The organism is Thermostichus sp. MS-CIW-37 (genome assembly GCF_054060065.1).
In genome coordinates this window covers 16,211-29,720 of sequence record NZ_JBSSCV010000033.1, presented here as the reverse complement: position 1 = coordinate 29,720, position 13,510 = coordinate 16,211, and the positions used below count along the sequence as shown (strand labels likewise).

General features: G+C 53.9%; 12 protein-coding genes. 7 read left to right on the top strand and 5 right to left on the bottom strand.

Annotation, left to right across the window (positions count from 1 at the left end):
- Positions 1-351 precede the first annotated feature (351 nt).
- Together glgA and ACVWYZ_RS12585 are read left to right on the top strand one after the other, a co-directional pair.
- Positions 352-1,893, top strand: a complete 1,542-nt coding sequence (gene glgA, locus ACVWYZ_RS12590; protein ID WP_457467244.1) for a glycogen synthase GlgA — start codon at positions 352-354, stop codon at positions 1,891-1,893.
- 45 nt (positions 1,894-1,938) lie between these two features.
- A complete protein-coding gene (locus ACVWYZ_RS12585; protein WP_457467243.1) occupies positions 1,939-2,559 on the top strand; it encodes a hypothetical protein in 621 nt (206 codons plus the stop codon).
- Here ACVWYZ_RS12585 and rsmD read toward each other — a convergent pair.
- The 3 genes from rsmD to ACVWYZ_RS12570 are packed head-to-tail and all read right to left on the bottom strand — an operon-like array spanning position 2,556 to position 4,805.
- Complete coding sequence (rsmD, locus tag ACVWYZ_RS12580) at positions 2,556-3,107, bottom strand: 16S rRNA (guanine(966)-N(2))-methyltransferase RsmD (protein ID WP_457467242.1); 552 nt, start codon at positions 3,105-3,107, stop codon at positions 2,556-2,558. The genes ACVWYZ_RS12585 and rsmD overlap by 4 nt on opposite strands.
- Positions 3,108-3,116: 9 nt before the next feature.
- On the bottom strand, positions 3,117-4,004 hold the full coding sequence (locus ACVWYZ_RS12575; RefSeq protein WP_414408414.1) for a Sll0314/Alr1548 family TPR repeat-containing protein: 888 nt from the start codon (positions 4,002-4,004) through the stop codon (positions 3,117-3,119).
- A 39-nt stretch (positions 4,005-4,043) separates the two neighbouring features.
- Positions 4,044-4,805 (bottom strand): HEAT repeat domain-containing protein, encoded by a 762-nt coding sequence (locus ACVWYZ_RS12570; protein WP_457395512.1) that lies wholly within the window; start codon positions 4,803-4,805, stop codon positions 4,044-4,046.
- A 341-nt stretch (positions 4,806-5,146) separates the two neighbouring features.
- Here ACVWYZ_RS12570 and ACVWYZ_RS12565 point away from each other — a divergent pair, with 341 nt between their 5' ends.
- From ACVWYZ_RS12565 to ACVWYZ_RS12555, 3 genes are all read left to right on the top strand, one after another.
- Positions 5,147-5,428: a Uma2 family endonuclease gene (locus ACVWYZ_RS12565; protein WP_457467241.1), complete on the top strand. Its 282-nt coding sequence runs from the start codon at positions 5,147-5,149 to the stop codon at positions 5,426-5,428.
- Positions 5,422-5,766 (top strand): Uma2 family endonuclease, encoded by a 345-nt coding sequence (locus ACVWYZ_RS12560; RefSeq protein WP_457467240.1) that lies wholly within the window; start codon positions 5,422-5,424, stop codon positions 5,764-5,766. The genes ACVWYZ_RS12565 and ACVWYZ_RS12560 overlap by 7 nt, the downstream gene beginning before the upstream one ends.
- Positions 5,767-5,960: 194 nt before the next feature.
- The gene (locus tag ACVWYZ_RS12555; RefSeq protein WP_414357405.1) at positions 5,961-6,575 is read left to right on the top strand and encodes a Uma2 family endonuclease; all 615 of its coding nucleotides are present in this window, start codon (positions 5,961-5,963) and stop codon (positions 6,573-6,575) included.
- 94 nt (positions 6,576-6,669) lie between these two features.
- Here ACVWYZ_RS12555 and ACVWYZ_RS12550 read toward each other — a convergent pair whose 3' ends face one another.
- Positions 6,670-9,381 (bottom strand): phospholipase D-like domain-containing anti-phage protein, encoded by a 2,712-nt coding sequence (locus ACVWYZ_RS12550; RefSeq protein WP_011433328.1) that lies wholly within the window; start codon positions 9,379-9,381, stop codon positions 6,670-6,672.
- A 102-nt stretch (positions 9,382-9,483) separates the two neighbouring features.
- On the opposite strand from ACVWYZ_RS12550, the gene ACVWYZ_RS12545 reads away from it, so the two are divergent.
- Both ACVWYZ_RS12545 and ACVWYZ_RS12540 read left to right on the top strand, forming a co-directional pair.
- A complete protein-coding gene (locus ACVWYZ_RS12545; protein WP_414357407.1) occupies positions 9,484-9,999 on the top strand; it encodes a nucleotidyltransferase domain-containing protein in 516 nt (171 codons plus the stop codon).
- Positions 9,959-10,408 carry a HEPN domain-containing protein gene (locus tag ACVWYZ_RS12540; RefSeq protein ID WP_414398902.1) on the top strand — a complete coding sequence of 150 codons (450 nt, stop codon included), beginning with the start codon at positions 9,959-9,961 and terminating at the stop codon, positions 10,406-10,408. The genes ACVWYZ_RS12545 and ACVWYZ_RS12540 overlap by 41 nt, the downstream gene beginning before the upstream one ends.
- A gap of 21 nt (positions 10,409-10,429) precedes the next feature.
- Here the strand turns inward: ACVWYZ_RS12540 and ACVWYZ_RS12535 are convergent, their stop codons facing one another.
- The gene (locus ACVWYZ_RS12535) at positions 10,430-13,474 is read right to left on the bottom strand and encodes an anti-phage-associated DUF1156 domain-containing protein (protein WP_457467239.1); all 3,045 of its coding nucleotides are present in this window, start codon (positions 13,472-13,474) and stop codon (positions 10,430-10,432) included.
- Between the last annotated feature and the right edge of the window lie 36 nt (positions 13,475-13,510).

The window sequence follows — 13,510 nt, the reverse complement described above, 5'->3', positions numbered from 1 at the left end:
CAGCCGATGAACACGAATCTGTCGCGCTTGAGCCAGTCATCGACGATGTCGAACCATCCTCGCTCCTGACGCACGCGCCCTACCGCTATGGTCATAGGACGATATCTCCAGAACAATGACGACAAATAAAGTGCAATACAGCAGCGCCTGCAACATTTCTAAGCAGCACTGTCCTTCCATCTTACGAAAAATCAATAAGTTGCAACACAGCCTCAGGAAGAAGCGCTGCCTCAGCTCATCCGGCGCAGGGATCCCTTGTGTTTTAGGATGGGAAGGGTTTTGGCTGAGGGCAACTGAGCCGGGATCCGTTCACGGCGGCGGAGCGGAGCCCACAACAACAGGGAGGGCATCGTGGTTCAAGCCAAGATTTTGTTCGCAGCGGCAGAGGCAGCACCTTTGGCCAAGGTGGGGGGCATGGCGGATGTGGTGGGATCCCTGCCTGTCGTTTTGCGCAAGCTGGGTCAGGATGTCCGCATCATCATGCCTCTGTATGGCTTTCTCTGGGACAAGTTCGGCCAGGAACCAGGGCAATACCCCCGCTCGAAAGATCCCATCTGGTCTAAACAGGTCATGGGTCAGGTGGCCGATATTTACGAAAGCGTTTTGCCCGGCACCGATGTGCCCCTCTACTTGGTCAGCCACTACTGCTTTGCTCCCCACCGCATCTACTACGGCGAGGACGAGTTCTGGCGCTTCACCTTTTTTGCCAACGCCGTAGCCGAATTTGCCTGGACTTACTACCCCTGGAAACCCAACATCATCCACTGCCACGATTGGCACACCGGCATGATCCCGGCCTGGATGCACCAAGCTCCCGATATTGGCACGGTGTTCACCATCCACAACCTGGCCTACCAAGGGCCCTGGCGCTGGCAACTGGAGCGCATGACCTGGCTGCCCTGGTATTTTTCTGCCCACAACACCATGGCTGCCGGGATCCTCTACGCCGACCAAGTGAACACCGTCTCGCCCACCTATGCGATGGAAATTCGCACCCCTCTGCATGGGGAAGGACTGCAGGACTTGTTGGCCTGGAAAGGGGAACGGTTGCGCGGAATTTTGAATGGGATCGACATCGACAGATTTGATCCCCGCACCGACCCAGACCTAGAAGCCAATTTCAGCATCGATGATCTCAGCGGGCGGGCGACCAACAAAGCCACGCTACAGGCCAAGTTGGGCTTGACCGTTAACCCAGATACCTTTCTGATGGGCATGGTGGCCCGTTTGGTGGAGCAAAAAGGGATCGACTTGCTCATCCAAGCCTTGGATCGCTTTTTGGCCTACAGCGACGCGCAATTTGTTTTGCTGGGAGGCAGCGGCGAAGCCTACTACGAAGGGCGGATCCGGGAGATGGCCGAGCGGCACCCGGGCAAAATGGCCTACCAAAAAGGCTACCAACCCAAGCTGGCCCAGTTGATCTACGGGGGGGCAGATGCGTTTTTGATGCCCAGCCGCTTTGAGCCCTGCGGCATCAGCCAGATGATCGCCATGCGCTATGGGTGTGTGCCCATTGTCCGCCGCACGGGGGGGCTGGTGGATACCGTCAGCCACCACATCCCCAGCAAGGGGATCGGCACCGGCTACTGCTTTGACCGCTACGAAGCCCTGGACTTCTACACCTGTCTGGCGCGGGCTTGGGAAGCCTTCCAGCACAAAGAAACTTGGCAAGCGCTGCAGAAGCGGGGCATGGCCAGCGATTTCAGTTGGCACCGCTCGGCGCTGGAATACCTGCGCATGTATGAGCTGATTCTCAACCTACCGCTGCTGCCGGAAAAGCCTCCAGAGCCACCCAACTCGCCCAGCTCCTCTCCGCCCAAGCTCAAGAAGCCCATCTCCTCCCAGTCTCGCTCCAAAGGGATCCCTGAGCTGCAGCAAAGACCCGAGGAGTAGGGTAAAGTGGAACGGGTCAAGAGAGGTTTTGGGGGTTACCCGCACATGATCGGACGACGTCCCGCTGTTGCTTCCCAAGGCTATCGCCAGGACGCCATCGCACAGGGGCTCAGCCTTCTGCGCCGTTCTTGGGCGCGGTTGGTTTTCGGCGTACTGCTCGGCCTTGTCCTGGGCGTGGGCTCCACCTTCTGGGCCACCGCTCAGCAGCTCCCTGCCGGACAGCAGCTTATTCCCAATCCGCAGCAGTTTCGCGCCCTAGAGCAGCCCAGCAGCGCCCTCAGCGCATTGCGAGCCGAACAACTGGCCGCCGAAGCCAATGCCGCCATCCAAGCGCAAAACTACGACCAGGCTGTCGAGCTGCTGCAGCAGGTGTTCAACGCCTACAACCAGCGCTCCAACTACCACCAAGATCTCTCCCGCGCCTTCGCCGGGATCCAAAACCGCATCTCCGAAGAACAGCGGGAGCTGGCCCGTGTTGCCGCCCAAGCCCGGGATCAAGCCGCCTACGATTTGGCCGTGGTCTATCGCGCCGCCGGGCGACCGGAAGAGGCCGTGGGCTGGCTGATCCAGGTCATCAACAGCCAGAGCCCAACCCGCGAGCTGGGCACCCAAGCCTACCAGCAGCTCTTGGAAATCGGCTTCGTCAGCACTCCCTTCCCCAGCTAGAGCTGCTCTTCCAGATGGCGATAGAAGGCGAGGGCCGTTTGCCCATAGGTTCGTTGGTCAAAGCGCAGCAGGGATCCCACCTGTTCGGGTAGGTCATGGCCGCTGCGATGCTCGACGATCAGGGTTCCCCCTGGCTTCAGCAGGGGTGGGATCAGGGGCAGCAGAGGGGCATACAGACCCGCCGCGTAGGGGGGGGCAAAATAGACGTAGTCAAAGGGATCCAAACCCAGCCCTCGGCTGAGCAGCTTGCGGGCATCCCCCTGAATGACCTGGAAAGATTGCCCCGGCTGCGCCACCTTGGCCCAGTTGGCTCGGATGATGCGGCAGGCAGGGGCGGCAATCTCGATCCCGGCCACAAAAGCGGCCCCCTGACACAGGGCTTCTGCCCCCACCGTACCGGCTCCACAGCACAGATCCAGCCAGCGACAGCCTTCTACCTGCCCTTGCAAGATGTTGAACAAGGCCTGCCTCACCCGGCCAGGGGTGGGTCGGGTGCCCAAGCCAGTGGGAGTTTGCAGCGCTCGTTTGCCGCTGATGCGCAGGCTCATGGGATCCCTTCAGGGGTTAGGTGCAGCCGGCAACTGGCCGGTCAACCCACTGCGTTGGGCAGCGCGATCCCGCTCCATCTGGATTTGCTCCACCAAAGGTTGGGGCAGTTGGGCAGAAGCTTGCAGGGCTTGATCGAAAAGGGGGACGGCCTCTCGGTCTTGCCCTTTGGAAACCAAAATTTGCGCCTTGAGGTAATAGAGCTCCGGGTTGTTGCAGGAAGCAGCAATGGCCCGATCCACCGCCTCCAATGCCTCGTCAAAGCGCTTCATATCCCGGTAGGCCAGAGCTTGGCCGCGGTAGGACAGATAGTCAGGCGCTGCCATCCGAAACTGATTCAGAGCCTTCTCCCGGTAGGTCAGCAGCAAATCCATGTAGCCGTTGAGCAGATTCAGCTCCGGATCGCTGCTGTCCACTGCCTGGGCGGCCCGGATGGAGGCAAACAATTGATTGAGGGTGGGCAGAGCCTTGGGCAAACCGATGACCACCCCATCTCGCACCACAATGTTGGCTGCCTCTAGCCCGTAGCCCACACCCTCGTAAAGGTTGCCACGCAAGGGATCCGTCTTTTTCAGCTCGGCAGCCACCTGTCGGGTTTGGGTAGCCAACCGGGCAAATGCTTCCAGATCTCCTTCCTGATAGGCCAGCGCTGCCAACAGGGCATAGACCATCGGCTCTTCGGGAGAGGCTTTCTTGGCCATTTCCAGCTTTTCCCGGCTCTGGCTGTAGCGGCCTGCACAGAAGAACTCTTCAAAAGCTGCGGCTACCTCTGGGCTGATGGGGCGGGCATTGTCCCCGCTGCGGAAGGGATCCTGCGCCCAAACCGGCAGAGCGGATCCCCACACCCAACAGAGCACCCCCAGCAGTTTGCCCAGCCTGCTCATTTTGCCGATACTCATCCCCACTGCCTCAACCCCCACCCCTGTCTAACTTTCCCTTTAGCGCAGCAGTTGCGCAATCGAAGCAATAGCCGCATCTTGAACCAACTCATTGGGCTCATAGGCCAGAAGATCGTGCAAGGGATCCAAGGCGCGCGGATCCCCAATTTGGCCGAGGGCACGGGCTGCCGCCTCCCGCACCACCGGTTCATCGTCCGCAAGCTTGGTCAGCAAAGCCGGCACCGCCTCCACCACCCGCATTTGCCCCAACCGGTAAATGGTTTGCAGTTGAGCCTCAAGAGGGGTTGCTGGGAGAGCAGAGCTGTACACAGAAATACCCGCAGAACCGTCGTAGGAATAGCCGCCGTGCGCCATCGAGATAGCCGAGAGAGCCTGCAACGCCTCTAGGGCACGATATCGCTCTACCCCGCTCATCTGGGGCAATTGGGCCACCAGATCCTCAAAAGCTCGCTGCACAGGATCGGCAGCCGCAGTCTGCTGGGCAATGCGAGTTAATTGGCGATCCGCCTGCACCTGCTGCCAAGACTGAAACGCCGTCAGACCTGCCACTATCAGAGCCGCATCGGCCAGAATGGCCAACAGCGCCATTCCTCCCCAAATCTTGCTGCGACGGCTGAGCCTTTGCATTTGCTTGTCCACATAGACAAAGGCTTGGTGCTGCCGTTCCCAAAAGTCGGGGGCCACCTGCAGAGTTTGGGCGCTCAGATCGGGAGACAGAAGGTTTTCCTCGCGGGCTACCTCCAGGCTCTGTAGCCTCTGATTCAAGCGAGAAAATTGTTTCGTCCAGAGCCAAGTAAACATCAGGTCACGTCCTCTCTCCAAGCCTGCCAATGAGAACCAAGTCCTGCTGACACGACATCATGTGGCCTGTGCTGGCATCTAATCTAGCGTCAGGCAAGGTTGGCCCACTTTCCCTCGCGATCCCAGGGGGGAGCTTATGCGACAGGATAACAAAAGCGTCGGCTCCCCACCACCGGTCTTTACCCCAGAATCGCAGGATACCTCTCATCATGGAGAGGCCGACGAAGGATACAGAGAGGTTGGCTGCACTTGCGACCGAGAGAACCCGAAGGCCACCGCGTCGAGCTTCCCGACACCCGACTGACCGTTTGAGCCATTCTGCCGCTGCCTGAGGAGATGCCATGACCACTGCCCTCGCCCCCCGTAAAACCCACACTTCAGAGGAATACTTTGCCCTGGAAGCTGAATCAGAGGCCACAGGCGGGATCCGCCGTGAATTTCGCAATGGGGAAATTATTGAGATAACTGGCGGCACACCCATTCATAGCCAACTGATTACCAGTGTCAATGCCCTACTTTGGCTTAAGCTAAGAGGCAAGGGTTTTTCCGTTTTTTCTAGTGATCTCAGACTTTACATAACATACCTGCCTTCGAACAATATGTCTATCCCGATGGTATGGTGATCCAAAACCCAGTTCAGCTTAAAGAAGGGCGCAAGGATACTGTCACTAACCCTATCTTAATTGTGGAAGTGCTCTCGCCTGCCACCGAAAGCTACGATAGAGGAGCGAAGTTTGCTGCCTATCGCTCTCTCCCAACTTTACAGGAGTATCTGCTAATTGACCAAGCTCGAATCAGTGTAGAACACTACCGCCGCCAGGGAAATGTCGAGTGGATCTTCAGGGACTACCATGCCCTGGATGATGTTGTTACGCTGCCATCTGTCAACATCACTTTTTCCCTGGCAGACATTTACGGTGATATTGAATTAGAGCAAGATTCAAATGCAACACGCTCCTGACAAGAACCTACTCCCCCACTTGAAACGTAGATGAGGCAAGTTGGGAATGCCTGAAGTGATTCTGCTAGATATCTACATCCGGCTCTGGCTAGGGTTACACGGCTATGCCATAAAAGACTATTAAAGGATGAGATGGGCGACAATGTTTGCAGAAGTATCTAGGGCGTTTTAACTCATTCAAGGGAGGAAAAACTATGACTGCTACCTATGCTGTGTCTTCTAAGCCAATGACTTTTGCTGAGTTTCTGGAGTGGAAACCTAACAGACGATACGAACTACACAACGGAGTTGCGGTTGAGATGCAGCCCACAGGGAAACATGATGAAATCAGTGGTTTTCTTGCCATCGAATTGGCATTAGAAATCCGCAGGTGCAACCTCAACTATTTTCTAGGTCGGGACACCTTGATCAAGGCGCCGGAAGGCGATACTGCCTACGCTCCTGATGGGGTGGTGATTGACCGTACCGCCTTGGCCAGAGAACCCCTGTGGCAGAAATCCTCGACGCTCATCCACGGAACCTCTATTCCTCTTGTCATTGAAATTACCAGCAACAACTGGCGAGATGACTACTGGCATAAGCTGAGTGACTACGAGACGTTAGGTATTGCCGAATACTGGATCGTTGACTACCAAGCGTTGGGGGGTCGTCGGTACATTGGTGAGCCGAAGGTTCCCACAATCTCGGTTTTCCAACTGGTCAATGAGGAATATCAGGCGCAATTATTTCGGGGCAATGACCGGATTCGCTCTAAAGTTTTCCCTGAATTAAACCTCACGGCTGAGCAGATTTTTCGGGCTGGAGCCTAGCATGGTCAAGGCACTTCCGCCCGTATTAACTCGTGGTCAGAGGCAACTTTTTCCAGCCCATTGGCAGAAGCATATCGAATTGGCTGATATATGGCTACCACCCTTCTGAAAGACGTTCCACAATATCCCGACGGGACAACACCTTTTCGCAGGTCTCCCATCTTGGGCCTTTGGGTTCAACTGTGCTTGCGTAGCGCAGCTCAAAAGCGTTGGCCTGTTTCTTGCGCTCTGTAAACTCCTGCAATTTGGCCTCCAGAGTTTCGATATTCTCAATCCACTCATCTTCGATAGTATCGGGCAAAGAACCGAACAAGTCGTAGCGATCTTTCATCCGCTGAGAAAGCACCTCGTATACCTTTTCGTCGTGGGTACCGTGGTACACCAGGTTGAGCATGTCCACACGGTCGCGGGTCTGACCAAAGCGCTTGATCCGCCCGATGCGCTGCTCTAGGCGGGAAGGATTCCAAGGGAGATCAATGTTGATCAGCGTGCCCAAAGTTTGGAGATTCAGACCTTCACAAGCAGCATCGGTGGCCACCACCAGCCGAATGGTACGCTCTCGCACGGCTCTCTTGATATCTTCCCGCTCTGCGCTCCGCCATTCTCCGGCAAAAAACAAACCCGACTTGTGGGCGCCTGCATAGAGAGCCACACTTTCTTGAGGCAGACGTTGGCTCAGGTTGTTGGCCACCCAATGGGCGGTATCAAAATACTGGCTGAAAATGATGCATCCCAAGTCCAGCCAGTGTCGTTCCTGTAGGAAATAGAGGACGGCATCGAGTTTGGGATCCGTGCTCTTTTGGCTCAAGACGCTAACAATGCGCTCCAAATGGGCGTATTCTGCCTCTAAAATCTCTGGAAGGTTGTCTAACAGCCAATCTTCTTCTCCGTCCTCCTCAAAAAAACGCCGCTTTTCCAGTAGTTTCTGAGCCGTAGATAGGCCGCTGGCAATACTGGAGCAGATCCGGCTTTGCATGATGCTTTTCATAAACCCAGCGGATTGGGTACGCTGTCTCAAAGCCCTAGCAAAATCTTGGGCAGCTTCATAGGCCACATCAAATTCGGGAGAAGTGAGCAAACCCAGCCCACAGAACATGGGCAATTGCTCTCCCTCGCTCGGCCAAATATCGACGGCAATCCGCTCAAGCAAGCCCAATTCTTCCAAGGTAGAGCGTTTTCGCAATACGGTATGGCGCAGAATTGGGTTGTGTCGCTGGAAAAAAGTCAGCCCCTGTTGGCGCTCTTCCAGGGCATCTCGCAGTTCTTGGCGGGTGAAGTCCTCCAATTCCGTCAGGGGCTTATCTGTGAAGTGTTGACCTTTGAAGAGCTTCAGATCGCTGCGGATGTGGTCAAACAAGGGATCCTCAACAGATGGCGGCAGAGGATTGCGGAGCAAATTCCAGGCAAAATGCTCGTCGGTCACTGCTTGTTGTCCTGTCAAGATGGGCAGGATCCTTTGCGTCTGCTGCCACAACTGCTGATGCCGTCGTCCCAACACATGCTCGGCACCGCTGTTGAGCACTCCCAGCAGATCCCACAGTTCCTCAACATGGGTTTGGATGGGGGTGGCTGTGCCCAAAAGGACGTGCTTGGACTGGGTGGCCGCCTTGCCCATAAAGTCCAAGAGATTGTTGGGTTTGGGATCCCTTACCGTGACACCACGGGTACAGCGGGCGCGGTGGGCCTCATCCAGGACAATCGTGCCAAAGCGTCGTTCCAAAAGGCATTGGGCTTCGGGGGCATTGTGAAAGATGAGACCCGTAGAAACAATACCAATTTGATAGGGGCAACGGCCAATACCTTCAGCACCCTTGGTTTTGATGATGTGCCCATTGGCATCTTGCCATACCTTGCGGTTGGAGAGCCACACAGCAGAGGGAATGCCCAGTTTATCTTTGAGTTCCACTTGCCACTGCTGGCAGAGGGTAGCCGGACAAAGAATTAAGGCTGGCCCATCTTCCAAAAGGCACGCCACCATCGCCGCAACCGCCAAAGACAAGGTTTTACCCAGCCCCACTTCATCTGCCAGAATGAGTCGCACTGCACCATACAGCTCTCGGTGTTCCAGGAACATTTCCACAAACGACTGCTGCCATGGTTTGAGAACCTCACCCCGGCGATAGAGAGGGGCTTCCACCAATGCGGCTCCAGGAACATCGACAGGTTGCAAGTCTTGAAGAAATACCTCTACCTTGCGAGATAATCGCCCCACCTCTTCCACAATCGCTTCTGGCAGAGGAACACTCCGTTCCCACAGGTACTGAAACTCCGCTTCGACCCAAGCAACCCCTTCTGGCGACTGGTCTTCCCAGACAATTTCGTAATGCTCTTGCCATCCCTGCCGCGTTTCGTTGAGGCTGCCGATAAAAGCAGATTTGGTGCCATCTCTTGCCTCAATAACACCTGCTTTGCCGTGGAGAAAGGGGGCATCTGCGGCTGACACCACTCGCACTTCCACTTTGCCGCTTTTGAGGATTTCGTAAAGTTGACGGTAGCGGGGGCGCTGTAATAGGCTGGTGATCAATTCTCCTTTCTCTTCGTTCCATTTTTCTTTGAGCGCCATTTCTCTGGCCTGGCGGGAAGCTTTGCCGATGGCAATATCCCAGGGATCCAAGTCGCTGTTACAGACGATCTGCACCTGCTCGATGTGTGTAATCTCTTCAGTCACCAATTCAAAAATAGAAGAGCGAAAGTACCCAGCAATGCGCTTGTAGGTGCGTGCCTTTGCCAGGCGATCTTTGAGAAAGACATGGCTGAGCCGCTGCTGGCGGGAACTGAAACGGCGTAGGAAAGAAGTGCTGGACATGGCGGGCTGGGGTAAAATTGTAACAATACTCTAGCCTTAAAATGAGCAGCCGAAGGCGCAAGCAGCGTCTTTGCAGAATAAGCTGATCAGCGCAAGGTAGCCATGTCAACCGTACAAGAGTCTGCAGGCTTTCAGGGCAGAGAGAAGCGCAGCATAGGAATATCCGAAGCACAAGCGCGGCTTATTCAAGAGAAAATTCAATCCGTCTTTGGCTCGGATCTGTGGGCTATTGTTGTCTATGGATCCCGCGCCAATAATTCATGGGTTCACGGCTCTGACCTCGATTTATTAGTAATTGCAGAGAATATACCCGATTGCAGAAGCAGAGATGACTTACTGCTTCCTACCTGCAGGGATCTAGAAAAACTTCTTGGCTTGGAGATAAACTTTATCTTGCTAAAGCCCACAGAGCTATGCAGGCCAGCCAGCTTGACTTATGAAGTGGCTACCAACCACCACATCATCTATGAAAAGCAGAACTGCATCACGCAGATCAGGGATATAGTCAATCAACTCATCTGTGACAGTTTAATTACGTATAAAGTATGCCGGGGGATCCCCTATTGGGTGAATAACGATGAGAAAGAAATTAGCAAGAGACTACTATCAAAGGGCTAATTATCGCATCCAAGCGTTGTCATTCTTCTATGAGGTTGGCGATTACGCTGATGTAGTTCGGATGTGCCAAGAAATCATTGAGTTATTCATCAAAGCTTGCCTAATCATTAAGGGAATAAACTACGGCAAAACCCATGACCCTGGTGGCCAAGTAGCAGAAAATAGAGAACGGTTCCCAGAGCTTTCTGACGAGGAAATAGCCTTGCTGGAAAACATATCATTTGAGATGCGAAAAGATAGGGAGTTGGCTTTTTATGGAGCTGTAGATATTGTCCCCTTGGAATACTACAAACAAAAAAATGCGGACAAGGCTATAGCTTATGTTAACCAAATAAAGTCGATTGTTGAGAAATACTTTAACTCAGATGCTGAGCTTGAAGGAAGCCCTGACAATACAACTTGTGAGTGAGTTAATCCTATAACTTCTTCTTCAACCCAAGCGTTCATTTCTGATAAGGGCGAGCAAGATCCCGGCGGCTGAGGACTCTTCTGGATAGCGGTGTTCTCGCTTGCGGGCAATGTATTGACAAAAAGCCACCAAATCATCCCGGCGCATGTGGTAGTTGGGCACCAAAGACCGCAGGTGTTCCATCACCTCATCGCTATCCGCCTCTTTCTGCAGTTCGTAGAGAGCAAACAAAACGGCTCGCAGTGCTGAGCGGCCAAATTCGCCCTCAAAGCTGCTCTTCTTGAAGTCTAGAGCATTTTTGAGTCGGGCATTGTTGGGCTGCTGAGAGGCCATCAATTCGCCATAGTCGCCAACTCGAAATGCCTTGGCAAAGTTCTGGTAGTTGTCCAGCTTCTTCAGCCCTACCGCTTCCAGTTCCATCATTTTCAGATAAAAGCGCTCTGCACCACAGCACCCCTCCCACACCCCCTGCGCGATGCCTTCAGGTACAAGATGCTCATTGGCAACCTGCACGGCATAATCAATAATTTCCCGAACGATATCTCTTTCGCCTTTGGGTCGGGGGCGCAGGGCTGCTGCCACCATATCCTGTCCATCAATGCGCCGGTAGCCCGTCAATACCCGCAACGCTGCCGCATAACCTGCCATTTGCAAATCGGCATCTTCAAACAGGTTTTCGGTGCGCCCCTTGCCTTGGGTGCTTTGATTTAGCCCCACCATGGTTTCAATCTGATGGGCAACTTCTTGCCGCACCTCTTCCACCAGCTCATCCCGATAGGCAGAAGTATCTTGCAACCGCTTACGCGCCACCAGCAACACCGTACCCTGCACATACCCGCCTTTTTTGAGTTCGGAAGTGGTTTCCGTAGCGATGTACCAAGCCGCGGTAACCTGCAGCCCGGATCCCCACATGATGCTGGCCATATCCGACCATACTTCCGCATCCTGATGGGTAAACATCACGATTTGCAAGCCGTTGTCGGGCATGTGGTTTGCCAAGGCAGTATAGGCGGCAATCATATCCTGACGGAACTTTTCCCCCTTGCCCTGAATGGCTAAAGCTCTGCGACTATCCCACACCCAATGGGCAAATTCTTTGGGTGGATTCTTTCGCAACCACGCAATAAAAAACTCGGTGATTTCGTGGTAATGAATTGCATCGGCATAAGGGGGATCGGTAACTCCACAGTCACAACTTATTTTATGTTCCCGGGCATCTGTACATTGAACAGTAGAAATTCCGGTTAGATGGGAATATCGACGGTCGTATCTGGATACATAAGCACTAATCTCGCAAGAACTTCTCTCGGCATAAGAGAAAAAAGTGTTAAGCGCTTGATTGTAAAATACATGAGCAACTTTTTCGGAAGTTAAAGCAATACCGGGTTTTCCTGGACTTCCAGGAGTCCATTGACACAACTTAGACGAATAATCCAAGATTTTGCAAAAATCTATTAACAAAGCAGATACTTTCTTTGAGTGATTTAATACAGAAGAAAGTAGCAGCAATTGTCTCGGACTAAACAAATGATGCCAATAAGTCCAGCCCCGCGTGCGAATTAGCTCATCGGTTTTTTCTCCAGGTTCAATCGGCATATCGGGTACTAAACCAGCTTCTTGCCAAGCGGCGAGGTTTTCTCTAACGATTTGCTCTACTTTGCGCTCTCGTTCTAGGTCGGCGGGGGTGACGCTGGCAAAAAAGGTTTCTTGACGGCTTTTGCCCAAGGTTTTGGCGGTGATCCACTGAATGCAATACAGCCGTTCCTGAAAAATGTCGTCGGGGCGGGGCATAAAATCGTGTTTTTCCCAGCGGCGCAATTTGTTGCCGGTGGTGCCGTCGGGCAAGCGGTAATCCCCACGAATGGTCTTAATGGGTGTGCGGTATTCTTCCCCATCCAGCACATACACCAAATCGCCTTTCTGCACCGTGCCCTTGGCGGCGGCGGTCATTTCCGCTTCGCTGACCCCGGATACAATTTCAATTTCAAAACGTTTTTGGTCGTAATTAGGGATTAACTTGGCCACCACATTGCGGGTTTTGCTGATCACCCAACTGGGAGCCATTGGCACCATCCAGCCGGTGTGGGGGCAACGGGTTTCTAGGCAGTATAGGTAGGCTTTGGCGCGGTTGCCGTGCTCATCATGCTCAATGCCTAGAGCAGTAATTTCCCGATCCACCGCCTCAGCCACTGCTTTTTGGGCTGCTTCAATTTCCCGACGGGTGGCTTCATCAGCTCCCACGATATTCAGCGCTCCCCAAGTGAGCATACAGGCAATGGGATTGAGGTCGCTGGCATAGACATCGCATCCCAGCCTTGCCGCCTCAAAGGGGATTTGACCGCTCCCGCAAAAGGTATCCCCTACTCGTGGGCGATGGCCAAACCGCAAAGTCCCCAGTTGTTCCACCAATTCCGGGAAACTGTGGGCATTTGTCCCCAAATGTTGGTTCACCCGATCCCAAATGGGGCCGTAGAGGGTGGCATCGTCGCATTCTTCGGGTCTCTTGGCCTCTGAGACGCGAGTTGGGTAGTCATGGCAGCGCACAAATTCTGTCTCCCACTTCAGCCGCGTCTGTTCATCAATAGCCGGGTTCCAGATCAAAGTTTTATTTGGGTCAACAATAATTTCGTCAATTGCAGACGGATCAAAAGGCAAAATCTGATCGTTTTTTGAACCGAACTTTCGGGATTCTCGCCACCGAACGGCAAATAGCCTAGATGCTGTTTGGTTATTCAACCGCGAATGGGCCTTGAGTGTTTTGTAAATCTTAATGGGATTCTTTCTAAATCCCCTGCGAACAAATGCTTCATCGTCAATTGCCATCAACAATTCAAACACTTCCAGATCGGCTTCGGGGTTATCCGTTGCAGGTAGCAATGCCCCCAATACGCAAGCTTTGGCCAGGATCAGAGGTTTGCGCCCTTTCCAATAGCTCCCCAACGCCGTGAGGGTTTGGCCAGCCCCAGCTTTGCGTTCCTTTTGCGCTTCGGCGCTGATTTTTTGGGCAGGCAAGAGCCGCTCGATCAAACTCGGCTTATCTTTCCAAGCAAGGGGGATGATGGACAAGGGAGATCTCCGGCGATACCATCGATCATGGTAGCT

Bases quoted from the DNA above. Each gene is read 5' to 3' on its own strand.
- ACVWYZ_RS12585 (WP_457467243.1), top strand. From the start codon at position 1,939: ATGATCGGACGACGTCCCGCTGTTGCTTCCCAAGGCTATCGCCAGGAC.
- rsmD (WP_457467242.1), bottom strand. From the start codon at position 3,107: ATGAGCCTGCGCATCAGCGGCAAACGAGCGCTGCAAACTCCCACTGGC.
- ACVWYZ_RS12575 (WP_414408414.1), bottom strand. From the start codon at position 4,004: ATGAGTATCGGCAAAATGAGCAGGCTGGGCAAACTGCTGGGGGTGCTC.
- ACVWYZ_RS12570 (WP_457395512.1), bottom strand. From the start codon at position 4,805: ATGTTTACTTGGCTCTGGACGAAACAATTTTCTCGCTTGAATCAGAGG.
- ACVWYZ_RS12565 (WP_457467241.1), top strand. From the start codon at position 5,147: ATGACCACTGCCCTCGCCCCCCGTAAAACCCACACTTCAGAGGAATAC.
- ACVWYZ_RS12560 (WP_457467240.1), top strand. From the start codon at position 5,422: ATGGTGATCCAAAACCCAGTTCAGCTTAAAGAAGGGCGCAAGGATACT.
- ACVWYZ_RS12555 (WP_414357405.1), top strand. From the start codon at position 5,961: ATGACTGCTACCTATGCTGTGTCTTCTAAGCCAATGACTTTTGCTGAG.
- ACVWYZ_RS12550 (WP_011433328.1), bottom strand. From the start codon at position 9,381: ATGTCCAGCACTTCTTTCCTACGCCGTTTCAGTTCCCGCCAGCAGCGG.
- ACVWYZ_RS12545 (WP_414357407.1), top strand. From the start codon at position 9,484: ATGTCAACCGTACAAGAGTCTGCAGGCTTTCAGGGCAGAGAGAAGCGC.
- ACVWYZ_RS12540 (WP_414398902.1), top strand. From the start codon at position 9,959: ATGAGAAAGAAATTAGCAAGAGACTACTATCAAAGGGCTAATTATCGC.